Raw genomic sequence first — 21,832 nt, forward strand, 5'->3', positions numbered from 1 at the left:
TAGATGTATTGCTGGAACGCTTAAATAATTTAAAAGAAAGGACGCTCTGCAAATATACGCCACTCGCTTTATGCTTATGCATAACCCAAAGACCGTTTTTACGGTCTTTTTTTTGCTCTTTGATCTGCAACTTGAATTTGTGAACGGCTAATAAAAAGTGCTAATCTGATTTTGTCTTATTTAAAACAGCAAAAAAATACAACAACAAAAACAGGAAACTCCATGAAAATGTCCTTTTCAACGCGTATTAAAAAAGCGTGCTTGCTAGGCTTTGCTGCATCACTTGTTTTGTGCGGCAATGCTCAGGCAAGCCTGTTAATGAAGCCAACCTACCATCCGGATCTGGATTATACGAGTCCGATTTTAGAAGGAAATTACAATAGCGCTGTAACGCATCCTGACGAAATACTGGGATTTGCGGTGGGACAACGCGTTGCTACGCCAGCTCAAATAACTGAGGCTATCAACACATGGAAAGGTCAAAGCGACCGGCTCAAAGTCATTGAATACGCGAAAAGTCACGAAGGCAGACCGCTATTTGCCGTGTTTATTTCCACTGCGCAGAATCTGGCCAAGCTGGATGATATTCAAAGCGATTTAAATGCGCTTGCTGATCCACGAAACACTAGCGATGCCCAGGCTCAGGCCATTATTGACCGAGTGCCTGCGGTGGCGTGGATGGCCTACTCCATTCACGGCAACGAAACATCAGGCGCTGATGCAGCGCTAGCAACGATTTTTCATTTAGCTGCAAGCGAAGATGCTAAAACACAATCGCTTTTAGACGACATGATTGTAGTGGTTGACCCAATGATGAACCCTGATGGTCGAGCTCGCTTTGCCAAATCTTTAGAGCAATATCGCTCCGCTGCGCCGAATGTTGATGATCAATCCCTTTTGCATAGAGGCGACTGGCCATACGGTCGAACCAATCATTATTTATTTGATTTAAATAGAGACTTTTTCTATCTCACACAACCTGAAACAAAGGGTCGCGTTGCTTTAATCAATAAGTGGCGTCCACAGTTGATGATCGATGGACACGAAATGGGGCCGCAAGATACTTATTTAATGGGACCGCCTCGCCAGCCACTTAATTTTAATATTGCGCCAAGTGTACAAAAATGGGCAGTGACATTCTCAAAAGATCAAGGCGCTGCTTTTGATGAAAAAGGCTGGCGCTATTACACCGGAGAATGGTTTGAAAACTGGTATCCGGGTTATTCCAATTATGCTGAATACCGCGGCTCGATGCATATCCTATATGAGCAAGCTCGCATTGCAGAAGATGGCATTAAACGACCAGAAGGCAGCATTCAAACCTACAAAGAATCGGTTCACCTGCAGTATGTGAGCACTTTGGCTAACCTTCATTCCTTGGATAAGTATTCTGATGAGATGTATAAAGACTATTGGCAAGACAGAAAAATGCTTGTTTCAAGCAAAAGTCCATATGCAGATAAAACCTTTATTGTGCTTGCCAATGACAATCATTCTCGCACCCACCTTCTTGCTGAAAAACTGCTTGCTCAGGATATTGAAGTAAAAGTAGCTGATGAAGCGTTTAGCGTGGATGCAATCAATCAGCTTGGCCTGCAGGTTGATGACATACGCGTACCTGAAGGCAGTTTGATAATTGTTAATCGTCAGCCAGAAGCACGCCTTTTAGCGGCAATCATGGAATTTGATGCTGCAATTAAACCTGAAGTCTTACAAGAAGAGCGAGCCAAAGTGCTCAAAGAAGGACGCTCTATCATGTATGACACAACCGCCTGGAACTTGACCATGATGTACGGTCTTGAAGCGGTGCTGGTTAAAGATGAAATTACGAACAACGTCAGTCCCTACACCTTGCCAACAAAAGTGAACAATCAAATTAATGAAAACGCGATTGCTTGGTTTGTGGATGGTGCTGACGATAAATCTGTCGCTTTCGCAGCGCGCTTAATGGAGCAAGGGGTCAATGTAAGAGTTATAGACAAAGCGGCTAAATTTGATGACATTATACTTAACCGCGGCTCAGTAGCTGTCACCATTACAGATAACCGTAAAAATGAGCAACTCGCTTCATTATTAAAGCAAACTGCCGACGAACTTAATCTTACGCTACACGGTGCAACAACGGGCTATGGTGATGGCGTATTGCCCGATTGGGGTGGCGAACACTTTGTGTTACTAACGCAGCCTCAAATTGCGCTGGCTTCACAGGCAGGCACCAGTAGTTACGACCTTGGAACCGTATGGTGGAGCATCGACACTAATTTGGGCATCCGTCACAGCCATCTTGATACAGCCAGTTTAGAGCGAGCCGATCTACGTCGCTATAATACTATCGTGCTTCCATCTCGCTGGAGCATGAATGAAGGCAGTAAGAAAGCACTCGTTGAATGGGTAAAAGATGGCGGCACGCTTATTACTCACGATAATGCCAGCACGATAATGAGCAAAGTAGACGATTTTGCTAAAGTAAAACATATCTCTGACATATTTGAAGAGGCTAAGCAGTTTGATGTGGCTCTGCAACGCAGATTGCTTGCCCAGCAGGACTATACTATCAGCAATACGCTTACACAGTCTGCACTCAATACCGATATTGCCTATCCTTGGGACGATAAGCCAGAAGCGCTTGATGACAAGGCGCTCAAGCTTCGTGATGAGTGGCAGAGTATGTTTATGCCATCGGGAGCAATGCTTGCCGCACATGTCGACCAAGACCACTGGCTAAGTTTTGGTGTCAATGAAGAATTGCCTGTTTTATACCGTGAACAATCGGTATTGATAGCGCCAGAGTCAGCAGAGTCAGTCGTGTCTGTCGGTGTTTATCGCGATAACAAAGATGCAAAATACGAAGAAGCCCTTGGATGGTATTCCATTCCTGATGGCAAAGAAGTGCATGTGCGCATGAGCGGATTAGTTTGGCCTGAAGCCGCGCAACGCGTGGCAAATTCCAGCTATCTCACGCGTGAGAGTATTGGGAAAGGACAATTGATCATGTTTTCCGGTCAGCCAAACTTTAGAGGCGCCGCCCGTGGCACAAATCGTTTGTTACTCAACGCACTAGTTTATGGTGCGGGTTTTGGTACGCAAGCGAATATAGCGCTTTAATATTTTGGCTTTAACATCATAGCTATCTGGGTTTAGTGCGTTGCGGTTGCTTGCATTCTAAATTGCTTAACCGCTTCACTAAGCCCATCCATCTGCACTTCCATTTCATGTGTCGCATCGTTAGAGGCACGCGTGCTATCTGCCGACTCCCGGCTTAATTCCACAATTGTGTTTAGGCGATTTACCACATCATCTAAAAGCGCATCTTGGGTGTGAGTATCCTGAACAATTTGACGATTATAATCGACAAGGCCCTGGATAAGCTTTTTTATCGTTTGCACTTGAGATGTCACTTCGTTCGTTATTTCCACGCCTTTTTGCACTTGCTCTGATCCTGCATTCATTGCAGCTACAGCGCTTCTGGCATCTTGCTGAAGTGAAGCAATCATCTTTTCGATTTCTTCAGTAGAATCGTGGGTGCGAGTTGCCAAAGTGCGCACTTCATCTGCTACGACTGCAAATCCTCTGCCCTGTTCGCCTGCTCTTGCCGCCTCAATTGCAGCATTTAATGCAAGTAAGTTTGTTTGTTCTGCAATGGTCTTTATTACATCCAAAATACTGCCAATTTTGTTACTGTTTTCACCTAAACGATTGACGATTTCAACTGATTGTTTTGCCTGTTGCGACTGTTCATGAACTTGGCGCTTTGATTGCTCAACCAGTGAAACAACGGTTTCACTTTGCCCTATTGCTTCTTCAATCTGTTTGTCGGCCGCTTGAATTTGACTTAAATTTGACTGGCTAGTACGTTTTACTTGCTGCGTATTGTCGCTGGTAGTATCTATTTGTGACTGTTGTTTAGCAACTTGCTCAAGTGAACGATCTCCCATCTCAATGCTTTTCAGCATGACTTTACGTAAGTTTTGCTCTTTGTCGCGAATACTTCCAACGAGTTCTCTTAATCCATTGATGAGCTGATTGACACTTTTTGCAAGCGTTGAGAATTCATCGTTGCCGGCATCTTCAAGTGTTTCGGTTAAATCACCACTGCTTAATACTTTTAGCTTTCGATTTACATAAGATAAGGGTTTTGCGATGCTTCTGGTCGCAATAATTGCTAAGGCAATAGTGGCTATTATTCCAATAAACGAAACACTGAAGCTTTTGATGGTATTGGCTTGAACAGCGCTTAGAATATTTTCTTGCCCTTGCAAAGCAGCCGCATTGGCCTGGTCAGATAACTGCGCCAGATCACTAATTGCTTTTTTAATCTCGTTGTCAGCAGCCGCTTTCTGGCTTGCTGCACTGGCAATCAGATCAAGCTGTGTTCTTTTTAAGTTAAAAGCGCCCTGCTCGCTTAGTAGCGTTTCCTGCATCATCAAATATTGTTCGTCAAACATTTCAAAGATGCCTTGGTCATCAATGTTTTGTGACACGCGCTTGGCATATTGCGCATCAACCTCAACATTGCTCAAATTATATTCTAAGTTACCAATCGTATTTTCAACACGCTCTCTTTGGGTTGCGCTTTGCAGTTCTTCTATGCTGTTAAGCATCAGGCCCAGTTTGTTATCTATATTTGTGCTCATGCCTATTAAGGTTTCAAGATCGGGCGAATCATCTTCAAGATAAGTGAGGTCAAGCATCAACGCGCTGGCTTCATCAGTGTAATTAAGCGCATCTTGAATTTTTTCAGAGAGGCTTATTGTTGTGGCTATGGCGTTAAACTTAGCCGTAAACATATTTTCGCTGGCAACTAAATAGGCATTGGAATTTAGTTTGATTTGGTCTAGCACATCTTGATTACTGCCAGAAACCAACTGTTCTAAAGCCTGAAGTTCCTCACTGTATTGCGCAAACCCAAGATCAAAACGCTCTTTTAGTAACTCCAGTTGGGCTTTGTCTGCTTCATAAAACGCATTGGTGGTGAGCGTACCCAAACGCAAAATATCCACATTCAGTTTTGATACGACTGCCTGAATAGGCATTTTCTCTTTCGCTACTTTTTCAGCCGAGTGCTTAATATCGGCTAATCCCAAGTAGGACAATAAACTCGTAATAATGAGGAGTAAGGCAAGACTTGTGAAGCCAATTACCATTTTGCGAACAACTGTGAGATGCATAAAAACCACGTCTAAATAAACAATATAGTGTTCACCAATGTAAAACTGATGATTTCTCTTGTTAATTGTTCGGCAAAAGGTGCTAAAACTTGAATTCTTCCTTATAATGTCCGGAAGAATTGCAGAACGTCAGGACGCACATGGACCAAAATAAAGAATTAAAAAAAGCTGGCCTCAAAGTTACGCTCCCACGCCTAAAGATTTTAGAGATCCTTCAAGAACCCAGTAATCAGCATATTAGCGCTGAAGATGTGTATAAGATATTGATTGATCAAGGCGAAGAAATTGGCTTGGCAACGGTCTATCGCGTTTTAAACCAATTCGACGATGCAGGCATACTTAACCGTCACCACTTTGAAGGCGGCAAATCAGTCTTTGAAATTAGCCACAAGGCCCATCACGACCACCTTGTATGCTTAAAGTGCGGCAAAGTGATCGAGTTTGAAGACGATATGATAGAGCGCAGACAAGAAGAAATTGCCGCACAGAACGATATGAAGTTAACCCATCACAGTTTGTATCTTTACGGTGAATGCCAGAAAGAAAACTGTGATGATGATATTGAGTAAGTCAATTTTCGATAAAAGACGACATATTAGGTGCGAGGACTAGTTTCTCAATATCAACACAAAAACTTGTAAGCATTGTAAGCTTGCTGCGCGGCAAGCCACATTGGGCCGGGCTTCCCATCGCCAAGCACTCGTCCATCAATCTTGGTAACCGGCCCTATTTCTTTGCTGCTTGAAGTGATCCACAGCTCATCACAGTCATTAAGTGCGCTTAGCGGCACAATTTGTTCGCGCACATCAAAGCCACCTGCTTTCTCTAGCGCATCCAAAATGATGCGACGCGTAATACCGGGCAGTTTCTGATTATCTAAAGGAGGTGTGTAAATCACATCGTCTTTAACTATAAAAACATTGCATGCTGCGGCCTCTGTGATTTCCTTTTTATCGTTATACAAAATAACTTCGTCGGTTCCCGCATCTTGCCCTTGCTGAAAATGCATCACATTTCCAAGCAAAGACGTAGACTTTATATGGCAGCGCTGCCAGCGCAGATCCTGAGCGCTTGTTACACTAAATGAACGCGCCTTTTCCCGGTCTAAAATTTGGGATGGCGCAATATTAAAAGCATAGGCGAATACGGTAGGACTAATATTGTCTGGATAGGCATGAAAGCGCTTTATATCTGCGCCTCGACTTATATGAATATATATCCCCATATCGGGTGAATCGAATTGTTTAAGCAATTGGGAAATATTGTCTTGCCACTCGTCGAGGTCGGCGCGATAACGAATGCCAATTTCAGACAGACCATTGTTCATGCGCGCTAGGTGTAACTTCAGCCCAACTGGTTTTTGTGCATAACAGGGGATCACTTCGTATATGCCATCACCGAATAAAAACCCCCTGTCCATAGGTGAAATTTTGGCATCTTGCTCTTCAACAAATTTCCCGTTTAGCAGAACTTTTGGCATTTACTTTCTCTCAAATGTTTAGCGCTTAGCGCACCTTTTTAGAACACTTTCTTTTACCTGTAAAGCGAAGCGTATAAACATATGCTGATTATAGGTACTTTGCAGAATGTCACTTTGCACAAAACGAATGCTTGTTCCAGGCTTAAGCTGCGCCAAAATGCCGCGTGAGATAGCATCAACAACGCCAATCACAGGATACCCCCCAATAGTCTGCCGGTCGTTGAGCATCGCCATGAGTTGCCCATCTCCAGCACATTGCACGGCGCCGTTACATAAACCCTGTGACCACAATTGTTTGTCGTTTATTTTTAAACTGTCACCCGCCAGCCTGATCGCCATACGACTGCTTTGCTGTGTAGTTTTAAATTCACTGACAAAAAGCTTGCTGCGTTCAGAGCGATTAAAATTCTGCCATTGATAGCTCGGAAGTAAATGGATGTTAACTGCAGGATCATTTCCATAATGCATGAACGTCTTTTCATCATCACTTGATGCCTGATTCATAATATAAGCAAGATCGTATTGCTGCCAGGCTTTACGATAAGGCATTTTAAAGCGCTTAAAAATGTTTGAGGATAGTACTTCGTCTATTTCATCATCTGACAAAAGCGTTGTCGCAACGTGTTGTTCAGATGATTTAAAGGGTTTGGTATATAGCTCATCGTTGTTTTGAAGCCCCTGACCATCACCATTTAAACCGCCGCTGCCTTCTCTCATCACACTACACACTGAATCAAAAAGAAGTGGCGCATCTATCCCCCCCTGAATCGCAAGATATACGCGCATTCCGCCTAAAACTAATCCTTGTGTTGCTGTGTTTAACGAATGAGCCTGTTCCTGGACATTTTGCCTGCCAATAAGATTTATTAAGTGATCACAAAACAGGTTAGAGCTGGCATTGATTTCTCCTATTTGTTTAATTTCAAGTACATCACCCTTTTTAAGTGCTAACACGCCAAAACGTGCCTCGACAGCTTTTCCGTTTATAAAAATGCTGGCACTAGCGCCCACTACTGATACAACAGCGTTTTGATTAAATTCGCATGCAAAAGGCCCTAAACAAACTTCAATACCAGGAGCATGCAAATCGTTTCCAAGTAGAGCATTTCCAAGCATGTAGGCTCGCCAGTCCATCGCACCTGATGGCGTAAAGCCTTGAGCCATGCTTTGCTTTCGCCCCGCGTCAACTAACTGTGAGTAAAAGCCTTTGTTTTTTATGCTTAAGACGGCTGACTTACTTTTATTATTCGCCTGCCTTTGAGTCGTTTTTGTCGCTGAAGCAAGCTTATTTTGGTGGGCACTTAAGGATTGATGATTATCTGACAGGCGCTTTAAATATTGTTCAATAAAGCGCGTTATGCTAATTGACTTAAATTGAACCTGCTCACCTGCCATGAAATTGACCGAAGCATTATCGCCACCGCTTAGATCTTGCCAGGTGTAGCCTAAAATATGCCATCCGCCCGGCGAGGTTTGTGGATAAATAGCCGTTTGATTATCTGCAATTGCTACCGCACCGGCAGGCACTTTTGTTCGCGGTGAAGATAAACGCGGCATAGTAAGTTTGCTATCAGTTAAACCCATGTAAGCAAAATTAGGCAAAAAGCCAACGGTAAAAACACGATAAGGCTTTGCACAATGTAAATCGATAATGTCTTTGGCACTTAGTTGGGTATGACGCTCAACTGCACTGATGTCGTTTTCGTAGCTTGGCTTGGCAATAGTCGCTAAAGCCGGATCCTTTTTAAATGCGTCCACCATTGCTGCCTGCAGTTCTGGCTCATAACATACCTCGATAACATGGCTTGAAGTGCTATTTGCTTCCTTATGATATGACGTATTGTTTTCGCCAGTATGCCGCGCTTCATCCCCCTTATTTTCGTTACTTGCATTTAGATGGGTGTCAAAATTAAATGCGTCTAAACTATCTTTGCAAAGCGATTTTAAATAGGCTGTTACCGCAAAGTGGTCAACGTTTAACGTAAAGCCAACAAGCAGTGAATCAAAAGAAGGAACCAAATCTGCTAACCAGGCTGGCGGAGAGTTTGCCAAATCTGCGCTTAATTGTTGAACCAGTGCATTTGCTCTTAGCAGATACGCCTGTGATGTTTTGGCATAGGCCTTTTCAAACTCAGGAGTGAGTAGAACCGTCTCTTCGTTAAGCCATTGCAGAATGATTGAAAATGCTTCACCTTGCTCTTTGAGATCTGCGTCTGTCTGATCATTGTTTAGACAAGTTTGAAACAGCCGGAATTTGGTCTCATTTTGTAAACTCAGTGTATTTATCGGGTTTCTTTTTAGTTGCATTTGCACACTTATTATTCATCTGCGATTGCTTGGACTGCTTTTATAAAAGGCATGCGTGAGACCTATTATTCCAACCTAGCTCTTATACGCCTGACTAAGGCCAATGCGCTTGGTGAATCACCATGTACACAAAGCGAGTCTGCCTGTAGCGCAATTACATCGCCATTTTGCGCCACAACCTCGTTTCTTTGTATTAGACCGACAGCTTGCTGATATGCCTCTTCTTCACTCAGCACAGCACCCTCTTCCTGCCGGCTGAGCAGATATCCAGTTTTGGTATATCGTCTATCGGCAAAGGCCTCAAAAATCAACTGAACGCTATGTTTTTTTGCCAATTCTTTATGAAAATCATTGTTAGCCAGCGCTTGAATCATTAAAGGATACTTTTGATGATATTGACTAAGGGCCAACACGACATCTTCAAACACTTGTGCATGTTGCATCATATCGTTATACAAGGCGCCGTGTGGCTTCACGTAATCTAAGGTCACATTTTGACACCTGGCCATCCCCTCTACGATAGCGATTTGTGCATGAAGCATCGGGATAAGATCCAGCGCGGGTATACGCATGCTACGACGTCCAAATCCTTGTAGATCGGGATATGAGGGATGCGCACCCAGACTTACATTATGCGCTTTCACCAAGGCAATAGTTTTAGCCAACACTTTTGGATCCCCTGCGTGATATCCGCAGGCAACATTCGCTTGATCAATAAAAGGCATTATGTCTTCGTCACTTGTTGACTGCCAATGACCAAAACTCTCACCTAGGTCTGCGTTTAGTTTCATCAAGTTAAATACTTCCTCATATCGGATTTGCTATACTGGTCCAAATTATCATAGTTTACAGAAGTACCATATGCTTCAAATTGGAAAAATCAACCGTCTTCGAATTAAAGAAATCAACCCTGCTGGCTGTATTCTGGTTGAAGATAAGCGCATTTCGACCACTAAACACCAGCAAGCTCATGTTAAGCCTGAGCGAGAGGCGCTTGATACAAATCTTGCTAAAAGCCCCTGGGGACCTGTTAATACCAAAAATAAATCAACGATAGAAAATGAAGCATCGGGCTTAGAGGCGGGCTCAATAGATCAGGAAGAGGTTTTTTTAGCGCTTGGCAACACTAATACAAAAAAAGACACAAAGCCATTTGAAGTAGACGATGTAATTTCAGCATTTTTGTTTTACTCAGAAGATAAACAAGTACATGCAAGCCTTACCGAACCACATATCCAAATGGGTGACCTGGCCGCTTTAAGAGTCATTAATATCACGCAAGCAGGCGCCTTTTTAGACTGGGGCTTACCCAGGGATTTATTTGCGCCCAAGCAACATACGCACTCCCAGATTGCTGTTGGCATGCCCGCAGTGGTAAGGCTCGTCCATCATCCTAAAGAACGTAAATTGTTTGCCACCACCAAGATTGAGCAGTATTTAGAAGATGCGCCAAGCCAGTGGGATTACAGCCAGGCAGTTGATCTATTGATTTACAGCGAAACGCCGCTCGGTTTTAAAACCGTGATCAATCAAAAATATGAAGGTTTGCTTTACAAAAGCGATTTGTTTAAGCCTGTTCATATTGGCGATACGCACAAGGGTTTTATCAGTAAAATTCGAGACGATGGAAAAATAGACGTTAGCCTTCAGCGGCACGATAAAATTCAGCGTCAAAGCCTTAATGCGCAAATTCTGGAAGATTTAAAAGCGCACGGCGGGATTTCAAGTCTCACCGATAAAAGCAGTGCAGAAGATATCCGCACGCGATTTAATGTCAGTAAAGGCGCCTATAAAAAAGCCCTGGGACAGTTATACAAGTCGCGTAAAATTACAATCAGTCCAGATTACATAAAACTAAATAAGGAGCAGTAAATGAAAGCAAGCGTATCTTGGGTACCGAGCGAGAACGGACTTGGTTTTAATGGCAAAATGGATAGCGGCGAAACCTTGTATCTAGATGGTAAGGGTGAGGGCTTGTCTCCCATGCAGGCCGTCTTGTTATCGGTAGGCGCCTGCTCTTCAGTTGATGTTGTTGAGATTATGCGAAAGGCGCGACAAGGCATTGAAAGCTGCCATTGTGAATTAAGTGCCGAGCGCGCTGATGAGCCGCCTCGCGTGTTTACGCATATTCGCGCTCACTACGTGGTATCTGGGTCCAATGTGCACGAAAAGCATCTGGCACGAGCGGTAGCACTTTCAAGTGAAAAGTATTGTTCAGTAATGTTGATGCTAAATGAAAAAGTCGATATAAAAACAAGCTATGAAATTCGAGAAACATAAAACGTGTTGAAATAGGTTTATTAAACAGTGCAAAAACCAAACAGCAGCTCTTTTGTTATTACATTCATTATCGCCGCCCTGGCGTTTAGTGGCGGCTATTTGTTGGGAAACAAAAGCGGCAATGAAAACGGCAATAATAGCTTGCTGGAACATGTTGATGACCAAGACAGGCTTCTCGCAAATGACGCTACAAACAACTCCGCTGAGCGAGGAAATACAGGCAAGAAAGCGCATGCATGGGATTTTGCTTCCTTAGGCAGTACCGGTGAAGAAAAGATCACTGGCGCTGACGCAATGAACAATGATAACTCAGATTTGGCGTCCAAAGACGAGCAAAATAATGAAGCTAGCGAAGCTGATAGTCCAGCAGAGATAGATAGCAATGAAGATGTGGTGCTTATGCTCAATGCGCTTTTGGCCTTATCGGAGCCAAATTCTGAAGAAGAAATGCAAATGTTTACGCAAGCCATTGATGAGTTGCGACAAGTGCTTGCCAACTCCCCTTCGCAACTTGCCACCTTAATGGATTATTTGCTTACACTGGATTTTGAATCCAATGCATTTCATTATGCAACATCTATTATTCAAGGCTTACCTGAGCAAAAAGGTTACGAAGCAATGGATAATCTTGCGCTTCAGCTTTCACAATTTAACGACCCAAAATCCCGTCAGCAGTTTATGCATTTAGTACGAAACAGTTATAACTCAACAAATAATCCCGAGATTGTAAATGGCCTGGTGGATATCGCCTTGTATTCAGCACAGCCAATGCAAATGAAAATGGATGCTCTGGATTTGATTATGCCCTATCAGGTAAGTGATGTTGAAAGACAGCAAATTGTCGATTCATTAAATTCCCTTTTGGAAGAAAGAATAAATACTCAGGCAAACACCAATAACAATGACCTACCGATAGATAACGGCGCAAGTTATGAAAGTTATGAAAGTGCAGATGAAAGTCTTCCCTACGGCCTAATTAATCATGTTTTGCGCTTTAGCGACACTCAACAGCGTGAACAATTAGCCAATCGCCTGATCCAGGAAGAAAACGACCTTGAGGCGAGATACAGCATACTGGACGGTATTCATACGGGTGTTATTCCTCGCTCTGGCGAATTAAAAAATAAGCTATTTAGCATCGCAACGGATCCGTCTGATCCACTGCAAGATCAGGCAAAACACGCCTTATTGTACGTATTTGACATCAGCAATCAGGAATACCAAGCTTTACAAAATCAACCCTAATGCGAAGGAAGACTGGCATGAGCAATAAAAACAAACAACAACAGAATCAAACATTGGGTTTTGGTGCGCATTGCATTGATACGCAGCGCAGGCAATTTACTAAAGCAATGATGTATACAGGCGCTGCGCTTGCTATTAGCGCGTGCTCCAGAAGCGACAATTCCTTCTCAAACCCAAACGCAACAACTGCCCATGCCACTGACAGCACTACAAAACCGGAGCTAAAGCTATCTCTGGCCCAGTGGGCACTGCAGCGCGCTCAGTTTGGCGATACCTTTAATAACAATTATGAACAGTGGCAAGCCTGGTTAAAAACCACACCAGAACGCGTGCTTCAAGGTGAGCTTTCTCCTTTGATGTTTCCCGAGTATGTAAAAGAAACCTTTGATATTCACGCCGTTGACTTTGTAAATACCTTTTATTTTGATCAGGTAAACAATGACAGTTACTGGAAGGAATTACGTCAACGCTGCAAAGATAACGAAATTGTGACCAACAATATCATGCTTGATCAGGAAGGCTTTCTTGCCCATAACGAAGTGCAGGCGCGCAAGCAAGCCGTTGAAAACCATATAAAATGGATTGATGTTGCCGCAAAGCTAGGTTGTAACTCAGTGCGTGTTAACACCCACGGCATTGGTGATTGGGACACGCAATTATCTAACGCAATGGAAAGCTGTACTGTGCTTGCAGATTACGCCAAATCGCAGGGACTCATTTTATTGGTCGAAAATCATGGTGGCCTGTCGAGTAACGCCGATTGGCTGGTCTCATTAATGGAGCAGGCAAACCACGATGCCCTTCAGGTGCTGTTAGACTACGATAATTTTAAATGGTCTGAAACGGAAATTTGGCAAACCGAGCAGGTTTATGACCGCTACGAAGGGGTCGAAAAGCTGATGCCTTTTACCAACTGCATTAGTGTAAAAACCTATGATTTTGATAAGCAAGGCAATGAAACAACGATTGATGTTGCTCGCATGGTTAAGATTGCGCAAGCGCATAATTTTGATGGCTATCACAGCGTCGAATATGAAGGACACGGCGGCGATCCGGTCACGGGAATAAAACAAACGCGAGATTTACTAAAACGGGTTTGGTAGTTGAAGGTAGTTGAAGGTAGTTGAAAGTGATTAAAGGCCTGTGGCCGCCAATTGGTTTAGCTTTTACGGCTTCCAAAGTTAGGGCTTCCAAACAGCGACCACGATTTCTATAAGCCTTTACACTGGCTTTGTATGAGCTCTTGACGGCGGCGTTATCTCCAGCGGCATTATCTCAGCGGCATTATCTGCTTACAGCCTGACTAATTCTGCCAGGCGAAAAACATATAACTGAAAATGCATGCCTTGTCAGCGAGAAGACAAGGACTCGCGAAAATTACATGACTCGGAATAACCGGCGGCGAGTCGAACTTGATTTATTTCTACGCAAGCGCGAACGCAATTCCGAGCGTTTAGCATCTAACCACGCTCCTCTATCTACACTTGAGGCCTCGCCTCTACGATTAGTTTCGGTATGGCGATATGCACAAAAGGCTTGGTAAGCTTCCAGATCCAAAGACATGTCACGGATCACCAGTTCAATCATGATGGCGTCATCCAAGTAGCCTAATCCAGGAATATTGTCAGGCACTAAATCGTGGGGCTCGGCAAAATAGGCTAACGACGTAAGTACTTCTAACCTTTCATCTTCAGGCATTTGCCAGTCTTCATCTTGAATTGCTTTTATTAACATTTCTAGCGATACCAAACGTTTGGCCACAAAATCTGGCACGTTGGCATTTTCCATTTCAGCACAAAGTGCCTGAGCACGTTCTATGATTGTTTCTGCCGGTAAGCCTTTCGCTTTATCAACGGCCGTTTGCATCAAGGTTCGAAAGTGTTCTAAATCGCTATCATTAAGTTCAATATTAATATCTAAAGCCATGCTTTATTCCCTTTTCTTAAATTATGCACAGGGTCTTGTGAAGTATTGCCCCTTTCGATCAATTTCTAGCATAAGCTAGTTTTTAAAGCTTTGCACTTTTTTGATCTTTTAAGTCTGCTTTTTTCTTATTTTTTTCCAAAGATGTACCTGAAAGCCTTTTGTTTGATTTAGGATCAGAGTCTGTATTTGCTTCCGGCTCTTTTCCTTCTTGCTCTTTGCCGTCTTGCTCTTTTCCTTCTACCATTTCGTCTAATTCATCGTCATCGGCATCAGCTTCAAAATATTTCTTGTCAATTTGCTTGGTGCTGCTGATACCCAGTTTTTTAAAACTTTCAGCCTGTCGCATCAGATTACCGTTGCCAGTAGATAGTTTATTCATTGCGCCGTCGTAACTGGTTTGAACGGTTTGCAGATTGCGACCTAACTTTTCCATATCAAGCACAAAATTCGCGAATTTGTCGTACATTTTAGCGGCTTTATCCGCAATCGTTTTGGCATTTTGATTCTGATATTCGTATTGCCAAATATTATTGATGGTGCGTAATGCCACTAATAAATTTGTGGGACTCACCAACATAATCTGATTGTCCAGCGCCAGCTTAATTAATTCAGGCTCCTGCTCTACGGCATTTATAAAAGCAGACTCAATGGGAATAAACATCAACACGTAGTCTAAGCTTTTCACACCCGCCAGATCCTGATAATCCTTTTTGCTCAAGCCTTTAATGTGTCCTTTTATGGAAGCAACGTGTTCTTTGAGTGCGCGCAATCGCGCCTCTTTATCAGGTGCATTTACTACGCGTTCATGGGCTACAAGGGACACCTTGGAATCAATGACAATGTCTTTCTCGTTGGGCAAATGAACAACAACATCCGGTTGGTAGCGTTTACCTTCTTCACTTTTAACCGATATTTGGACTTCGTATTCGTGCCCTTTTCTCAGGCCTGATTCACTTAATATGCGCTCTAAGACCAGCTCTCCCCAGTTTCCTTGCTGCTTATTGTCCCCTTTAAGCGCATTGGTTAGAGCGGCGGCCTCTTCAGTAATTTGTTTGTTGAGCTCCTTTAATCCCAAAATTTCGGTTTTCAGTGAAGCACGCTCTTGTCCTTCACGCGTGTATTGCTCCGTAATTTGACGTTTAAAGTCTTCAATTTGCTGCTTGAGCGGACTTAGCAAATGATTTAATCCTGACTCACTTGTTTTGGTGAATTTTTCTGACTTTTGCTCAAAAATTTTATTGGCGAGATTCTCAAACTGCGTATTCAGTTTCGCTTCTGCGTTTTCAAGTAAGCTAAGCTTTTCATCAAAGCCCTTGCGTTCTTGAGCAATACTTGCCTGATTTGCTTCAAATCTTGCCTGAAGCGCAGAATAGTCAGTCTGTAAAGACTCAAAGCGAGCTTTTAATTCACTAAGCTGGGCACGCTGTTCCTCCAACTGCAGATTTTGCTGCTCAGACTCCCCGCGTTTGCGCTCACTTTCATACAGTTTTTGTTGATAAGTACTTAAAGTAGACTCCAGCTTGTTCACTTGTGCATCGTGTTGACTACTTTGAGCGCTTAATTGCAGCTCCAACTGACTATACTGCTGATGCTGCAAGCTAATTTGGTGCTCAAGTTCACTGAGCACTTTCTCATGCTGTTGTTGCTGCTCATATCGCTGAAGCTGATGTCGCTTGCTGATAGACAAAACAACAATGACAGCAACAAGCATACTCACCAGTACGCTTGCCGTGACTAAATAAAAGGGATTTGCTACTAAAAATTCCCAAGCGCTCAATGAAGCCTCTCCTGTTAATGTCCTATAGGTGTCCTGATAAGGGCCTTTGCACTAAAGCCATCTGTGCAAACTGAGCCACTTACTAAAGTAAAAGCCTTATTTAGATAAAGCAGCGTCAAGCTCAGCGATATTAGCTTTCCATATTGCAGGGCCCGTCTCATGTGCGTTCGCGCCACTTGAGTCCACTGCTACCGTCACAGGCATATCTTCCACTTCAAATTCATAAATCGCTTCCATTCCCAAGTCTTCAAAGGCTACCACGCGGGCTTTTTTAATGGCTTTAGAAACCAGGTAGGCTGCGCCACCCACTGCCATAAGATATACCGACTGGTGCTTGGCAATGCTTTTTACCGTTGCAGGACCGCGCTCTGCCTTACCAATGGTGCCAAGTATACCGGTTTTTTCAAGCATCATATCGGTAAACTTGTCCATGCGCGTTGCCGTTGTTGGACCTGCTGGCCCTACTGCTTCGTTGCCCACCGCATCTACTGGCCCCACGTAATAGATAAACTTGCCGTTTAAATCAACACCGTCTGGCAGCCCTTCTCCGTTATCGAACATGGTTTGCAAGCGTTTATGAGCAGCATCCCTTCCTGTCAGCATTTTTCCGCTTAACAGTAAGGTTTCACCAACTTTCCACTCTTTCACGTCTTCTTTTGTCACGGTATCCAAATTAACGCGACGCGTGTTTTCGCCAACTTCCCAGGTAATTTCTGGCCAATCTTCCAGTTTTGGTTGTTTTAACTCGGCTGGCCCCGAACCATCAAGATGAAAGTGAGCATGGCGAGTCGCTGCGCAATTGGGGATCATTGCAACGGGCTTTGAAGCCGCATGCGTTGGTACAGACATAATTTTTACATCTACAACGGTTGTTAAACCACCTAAGCCTTGCGCGCCTATACCTAAAGCATTTACTTTATTGAAAATATCTACGCGCAATTTTTCTTCCGTTGTTTGTGGTCCTCGTGCCAGTAATTCGGGCATATCTACCGGATCCATAAGACTTTCTTTTGCCAGTACCGCTGCTTTTTCCGCGGTACCGCCAATACCAATACCCAGCATACCCGGTGGACACCATCCTGCACCCATGGTTGGAAGCGTTTTTACCACCCACTCTGCGATATCGTCACTTGGATTCAACATGACCATTTTTGATTTATTCTCAGAGCCACCGCCCTTCGCTGCAATCATCACTTCTACTTTATCGCCCGGAACCATATCGATATGCACTACCGCAGGCGTGTTATCCTTGGTATTTTTGCGCGCTCCGGCAGGGTCAGCAACTATAGAAGCCCGTAATGGATTATCAGGGTTGAGGTAAGCCCGACGCGTTCCTTCATCAACCATCTGCTGGATAGTCAAATCGGTTTTATCCCATGTGACGCCCATCCCCACTTTAACAAAACAGGTAACAATCCCCGTATCCTGGCAGATTGGTCGCTTACCTTCTGCCGACATTCTAGAGTTAATAAGAATTTGCGCCATTGCATCTTTTGCCGCCTGGCTTTTTTCTTTGTGATAAGCCTGCTCAACGGCTTGAATATAATCAAGAGGATGATAATAAGAAATAAATTGCAAGGCATCTTCTATGCTATCGATAAAATCTTGTTGGCGAATAGTGGTCATAAAGTCCCCATATAAAAAGGTGTTGTCCGTTTTATTTGCCACGTATACTACAACGTATTGTGACGAAGACCAATGCCGAGAATTGATATGCCATCTCGCTATTTAAATCTGACTGAATTAACAATAACGCGCTCACCTGTGGCAGACGCCGAAAATGCGACAGAAAAAAATGCTTCGTGTATTGACGCTCCAGGTATTGACTCAACAGACATTGACGCACCAGAGATTTTTGCGCAGGTTCAGGCGCTTAACGGTGCCGTATTATTAGATACCTGTAAAAATACCCTTAGCGATGGGCGCTTTGATATTCTAAGTTATTCTCCGCTCTTTACTTATCGATTTAAGCAGCAGAAAGCGAAGATTGATATGGGACAAATCACTGACACAGAAAACGCGCAGAGCATTGATAAGGTAAAACTCGTCCATTCCCCGTTTGAAGATTTAGCCCGTTTACACGATTGGTTTTGTACAGCATTTGCCCTTTCACCTCAATGTCAGTCAAAAACCGATGAGTTGCCCTTTTTAGCCGGTGCTATTGGATTGTTCGCTTACGATATAAATACCCTTACTGACCATATTCAGGATGACGCACCAAATCAGTACGCGTTAGACGATATTGCAGTTGGGTTTTATTCGCGCAGCTTAATCTTCGATAACATAGATAATAAAGTATATTTTGTTCACCCTACTGTGGCGGAAAATCAATACAGGCTGCAAACGCGAAAGTCAGCAAATACACAAAAACCAAAACACACGCCACATTCTCTTGGCAAAGCCGACATCGACTGGCTTGATAGACTCGGCTTGTCTGTTTCAACAGACAAAATAAAGGACAACAAGGTTTCCTGTGAGTTTGCGAAAGCAAAGACTAAATCGCATGTCATCGAGAGCGGCTTTTCGTTAACGAGTGAATGGCAATCGAATATGACTCGGGCGCAATATCATCAAAATATGCAAAAAATTGATGCTTATCTTCGCGCCGGTGACTGTTATCAAGTGAATTTTGCGCAGCGCTTTAGCGCCACTTACACAGGCTCTGAATGGGATGCTTACTTACGCTTAAGAAAAATCAACAAAGCCCCTTTTTCATGCTTTATGCGCTTGAAGAAATCAGTTGTATTAAGCGTATCACCTGAGCGCTTTTTACAGCTTAAAGAGGGCAAAGTGATTACCAAACCTATTAAGGGCACTCGAAAACGAGCTAAAAACGCAGATGAAGATGCAGCGCTTGCCGAGCAATTATTGCATTCAGAAAAAGACCGGGCTGAAAATTTAATGATTGTGGATTTACTCAGAAATGACTTAAGTAAACACTGCAAAGCACACTCGGTTAAAGTACCGCACCTTTTTAAACTGGAGAGTTATCCGGCGGTGCATCATATGGTCAGTACGGTTGTTGGTGAGCTAAAAGATGATTCCAATCCTTTTTTACTTTTATCTGGCGCGTTTCCCGGTGGCTCTATAACAGGCGCACCAAAAGTGAGGGCAATGCAAATCATTCAGGAGTTGGAGCCGGATAAGCGCGCTATTTATTGTGGCAGTATTGGATATGTGGGCATTCGTGACGATATGGATACCAACATTTGCATCCGCACGCTCCTTGCTGAAAATCAGCGCTTGTATTGCTGGGCTGGCGGTGGGATTGTACTTGATTCTGAGGCTGAGGATGAGTACCAGGAATCCTTTCACAAAGTGTCTAAAATATTGCCAAGCCTGGCGGAGACGCGTAGCAAATGGGATGAAAATGAAACAAAAAGCGAAATAAATCATCAAATAAACAAGAGTAAAGTTTAGTTTAAAACAGATATGGAACAAAAGGTAAGCTGAGGTGGATGAAAGAGATTTTTTAGCAGCGTTTAATCAACCCTGGCTAGTAGAGCGCGACGCGGGAGAACCCTTTCCTCAGTCAAAGCGCCCTGCCGCCGTGCTTATTTGTTTAAACCCAACAGACGATGGTTTAAAGGTCATTTTTACTCGGCGCGCTACTCATTTAAAACATCATGCAGGACAAATTAGTTTTCCCGGTGGCAAGGCTGAAAATGACGACATGGGGATTGTGCACACCGCTTACCGTGAGGCGCAAGAAGAAATCGGCATTGCGCCAGAGCATTTGTCGCTGATTGGCCAATTGCCCCCCTACCGCACAATAAGTGGTTTTGCCGTCACGCCCATTGTCGCTAAACATAAACTCGGCGTGAATGTACCTGACGATTTAATCATCGATAAAAATGAAGTAGGTGAGGTATTTGAAGTGCCTCTCGCGTACTTAATGAACAAGAAAAATTATTTTGTTCATCATATCCATCGCGGCGAACTGCATTTTCCGGTGTATTATGTTTATCATGAAAACCACGTTATTTGGGGCGCAACCGCCGGTATGATGGCCCATTTACGTGACCACATCCTGTTTCATACCTAATTCAAGCAGTCAATTAGTTGAACTTGCAACAAATTAATAACAAAACTAATATCTAGGATAAATATATTTCGCTTGTTAAAGCACGTAGCTGTGTGACACTAACAAGCTAATTCGAAATATTTGGTTTATCACCTTTATTCAAGTGACGGTGCGATTTATAGGAGCTTGCATGATCAGCGTATTTGATATGTTTAAAGTGGGCATCGGCCCATCCAGTTCACACACTGTTGGCCCCATGCGCGCTGCTCGACAATTTGGTTTGGATTTACAAGCCGAGGGCCACTTTGACCAGGTAGAGACCATTCGCACAGAGCTATTTGGTTCCTTGGGACAAACCGGGAAAGGACACGGAACGGGTAAAGCCGTCATTTTAGGCCTGCTTGGTTACACACCTGACAATGTTCCAGTGGATCAAGTTGATGCCATGCTTGCGGATGTGGATAAAACCCAAACGCTTTCGTTAATGCAAAAAAAGGATATTGGCTTTCCAAAAGACGGCGCCATTGTATTTCACCGCCGAAAGACCCTTCCGCTACATGCCAATGGTATGACCTTATTTGCAATGAAAAACGATGCGTGCGTTTTTTCTCGTACCTATTATTCCATTGGCGGCGGATTTATTGTTGAAGAATCTGAATTTGAAGCGCAGAAGAAAGAGAAAATCATTGAGCAACAGCAGGATGCCCCCTTTCCCTTTTCTACCGCTGCGGAAATGCTTGCTCACTGCAAGGAAAACAACTTTCGAATCAGTTCGCTCATGCTGAAAAACGAGGCAACCCTGAGATCTGACAAACAAACTCGCGAGCAGTTGGTCACTATCTGGAATGTAATGCAAGAATGCATTAATCGCGGAATTGAGACTGAAGGCGTGTTACCTGGCGGTTTAAAGGTTGCGCGTCGTGCTCCTGCGCTTTATCGTCGTTTGCAAAATGAAAAGAACGACGACCCGATGCAGGTGATGGACTGGGTTAATATGTTTGCCCTGGCAGTTAATGAAGAAAATGCGGCTGGCGGGCGAGTGGTTACCGCACCTACAAATGGAGCGGCCGGCATCATTCCGGCGGTAATGTCCTATTATCATAAATTTATTCGCCCGATGGACGATGATACCGCCTGTCGATTTTTACTGACCGCCGGTGCTATCGCCATACTGTATAAGAAAAATGCCTCAATATCCGGTGCCGAAGTTGGGTGTCAGGGAGAAGTAGGTGTAGCGTGCTCTATGGCCGCCGGTGCGCTTACAGAGATTTTAGGCGGCACTGTTGAATCCGTTGAAAATGCGGCTGAAATTGGCATGGAGCACAATCTTGGTTTAACTTGCGATCCGGTAGGCGGTCTGGTTCAGGTTCCCTGCATTGAGCGCAATGCAATGGGTGCAATTAAAGCGATAAATGCGTCTCGTTTGGCCTTGCGCGGCACCGGCACGCAAAAAGTGTCGCTAGATAAGGTAATCAAAACCATGTGGGATACTGGGAACGACATGAAAACAAAGTATAAAGAGACCGCTCGAGGTGGCTTAGCCGTTAATATTATTGAGTGTTGAACATAAAATAAGCATATCAGGCTTTAGCGAAATGATTTACACCCATCTGACTCTTATAATT

16 protein-coding genes are annotated in these 21,832 nt (G+C 43.7%); 9 read left to right on the forward strand and 7 right to left on the reverse strand.

Going from position 1 to position 21,832, the window contains the following annotated elements; translation table 11 throughout:
- Window positions 1-222 precede the first annotated feature (222 nt).
- Entirely contained in the window at window positions 223-3,105 is a 2,883-nt protein-coding gene (locus D6V41_RS15010) for a M14 family metallopeptidase (RefSeq protein WP_241664560.1), read from the forward strand.
- A gap of 32 nt (window positions 3,106-3,137) precedes the next feature.
- Here the strand turns inward: D6V41_RS15010 and D6V41_RS15015 are convergent, their stop codons facing one another.
- Window positions 3,138-5,168 carry a methyl-accepting chemotaxis protein gene (locus D6V41_RS15015; protein ID WP_136252350.1) on the reverse strand — a complete coding sequence of 677 codons (2,031 nt, stop codon included), beginning with the start codon at window positions 5,166-5,168 and terminating at the stop codon, window positions 3,138-3,140.
- 140 nt (window positions 5,169-5,308) lie between these two features.
- Here D6V41_RS15015 and fur point away from each other — a divergent pair, with 140 nt between their 5' ends.
- Window positions 5,309-5,737 (forward strand): ferric iron uptake transcriptional regulator, encoded by a 429-nt coding sequence (fur, locus tag D6V41_RS15020; RefSeq protein WP_136252351.1) that lies wholly within the window; start codon window positions 5,309-5,311, stop codon window positions 5,735-5,737.
- A 53-nt stretch (window positions 5,738-5,790) separates the two neighbouring features.
- Here the strand turns inward: fur and D6V41_RS15025 are convergent, their stop codons facing one another.
- From D6V41_RS15025 to D6V41_RS15035, 3 genes are all read right to left on the reverse strand, one after another.
- Window positions 5,791-6,648: an aminotransferase class IV gene (locus tag D6V41_RS15025; protein ID WP_136252352.1), complete on the reverse strand. Its 858-nt coding sequence runs from the start codon at window positions 6,646-6,648 to the stop codon at window positions 5,791-5,793.
- Window positions 6,649-6,666: 18 nt separating this feature from the next.
- Complete coding sequence (locus D6V41_RS15030; protein WP_136252353.1) at window positions 6,667-8,955, reverse strand: 5-oxoprolinase subunit B/C family protein; 2,289 nt, start codon at window positions 8,953-8,955, stop codon at window positions 6,667-6,669.
- A gap of 65 nt (window positions 8,956-9,020) precedes the next feature.
- On the reverse strand, window positions 9,021-9,746 hold the full coding sequence (locus tag D6V41_RS15035; protein ID WP_136252354.1) for a 5-oxoprolinase subunit PxpA: 726 nt from the start codon (window positions 9,744-9,746) through the stop codon (window positions 9,021-9,023).
- A gap of 70 nt (window positions 9,747-9,816) precedes the next feature.
- On the opposite strand from D6V41_RS15035, the gene D6V41_RS15040 reads away from it, so the two are divergent.
- Genes D6V41_RS15040 through D6V41_RS15055 form a run of 4 tightly spaced genes read left to right on the forward strand, consistent with a single transcriptional unit; the run spans window position 9,817 to window position 13,583 of the window.
- Window positions 9,817-10,827: a CvfB family protein gene (locus tag D6V41_RS15040; protein ID WP_136252355.1), complete on the forward strand. Its 1,011-nt coding sequence runs from the start codon at window positions 9,817-9,819 to the stop codon at window positions 10,825-10,827.
- Window positions 10,828-11,235: an OsmC family protein gene (locus tag D6V41_RS15045; RefSeq protein WP_136252356.1), complete on the forward strand. Its 408-nt coding sequence runs from the start codon at window positions 10,828-10,830 to the stop codon at window positions 11,233-11,235.
- A 27-nt stretch (window positions 11,236-11,262) separates the two neighbouring features.
- The gene (locus D6V41_RS15050) at window positions 11,263-12,480 is read left to right on the forward strand and encodes a hypothetical protein (RefSeq protein ID WP_136252357.1); all 1,218 of its coding nucleotides are present in this window, start codon (window positions 11,263-11,265) and stop codon (window positions 12,478-12,480) included.
- A 17-nt stretch (window positions 12,481-12,497) separates the two neighbouring features.
- Complete coding sequence (locus D6V41_RS15055; RefSeq protein WP_168711055.1) at window positions 12,498-13,583, forward strand: sugar phosphate isomerase/epimerase family protein; 1,086 nt, start codon at window positions 12,498-12,500, stop codon at window positions 13,581-13,583.
- Between the two features lie 274 nt (window positions 13,584-13,857).
- Here D6V41_RS15055 and D6V41_RS15060 read toward each other — a convergent pair whose 3' ends face one another.
- The 3 genes from D6V41_RS15060 to D6V41_RS15070 all read right to left on the reverse strand — a co-directional run bounded on the left by D6V41_RS15060 (window position 13,858) and on the right by D6V41_RS15070 (window position 17,809).
- On the reverse strand, window positions 13,858-14,406 hold the full coding sequence (locus D6V41_RS15060) for a YkvA family protein (protein WP_136252359.1): 549 nt from the start codon (window positions 14,404-14,406) through the stop codon (window positions 13,858-13,860).
- 82 nt (window positions 14,407-14,488) lie between these two features.
- Window positions 14,489-16,117 carry a DNA recombination protein RmuC gene (locus D6V41_RS15065; RefSeq protein ID WP_136252383.1) on the reverse strand — a complete coding sequence of 543 codons (1,629 nt, stop codon included), beginning with the start codon at window positions 16,115-16,117 and terminating at the stop codon, window positions 14,489-14,491.
- Between the two features lie 162 nt (window positions 16,118-16,279).
- The gene (locus tag D6V41_RS15070) at window positions 16,280-17,809 is read right to left on the reverse strand and encodes a fumarate hydratase (protein ID WP_136252360.1); all 1,530 of its coding nucleotides are present in this window, start codon (window positions 17,807-17,809) and stop codon (window positions 16,280-16,282) included.
- Window positions 17,810-17,881: 72 nt separating this feature from the next.
- Here D6V41_RS15070 and pabB point away from each other — a divergent pair, with 72 nt between their 5' ends.
- The 3 genes from pabB (at window position 17,882) to D6V41_RS15085 (ending at window position 21,771) form a co-directional block, all read left to right on the forward strand.
- Entirely contained in the window at window positions 17,882-19,603 is a 1,722-nt protein-coding gene (pabB, locus tag D6V41_RS15075; protein WP_136252361.1) for an aminodeoxychorismate synthase component I, read from the forward strand.
- 34 nt (window positions 19,604-19,637) lie between these two features.
- Complete coding sequence (locus D6V41_RS15080; RefSeq protein WP_136252362.1) at window positions 19,638-20,228, forward strand: CoA pyrophosphatase; 591 nt, start codon at window positions 19,638-19,640, stop codon at window positions 20,226-20,228.
- Between the two features lie 169 nt (window positions 20,229-20,397).
- A complete protein-coding gene (locus tag D6V41_RS15085) occupies window positions 20,398-21,771 on the forward strand; it encodes an L-serine ammonia-lyase (RefSeq protein WP_136252363.1) in 1,374 nt (457 codons plus the stop codon).
- Window positions 21,772-21,832 lie beyond the last annotated feature (61 nt).

It is taken from the genome of Ningiella ruwaisensis, from assembly GCF_004798935.1.
GTDB classification, from domain to species: Bacteria; Pseudomonadota; Gammaproteobacteria; order Enterobacterales; family Alteromonadaceae; genus Glaciecola; species Glaciecola ruwaisensis.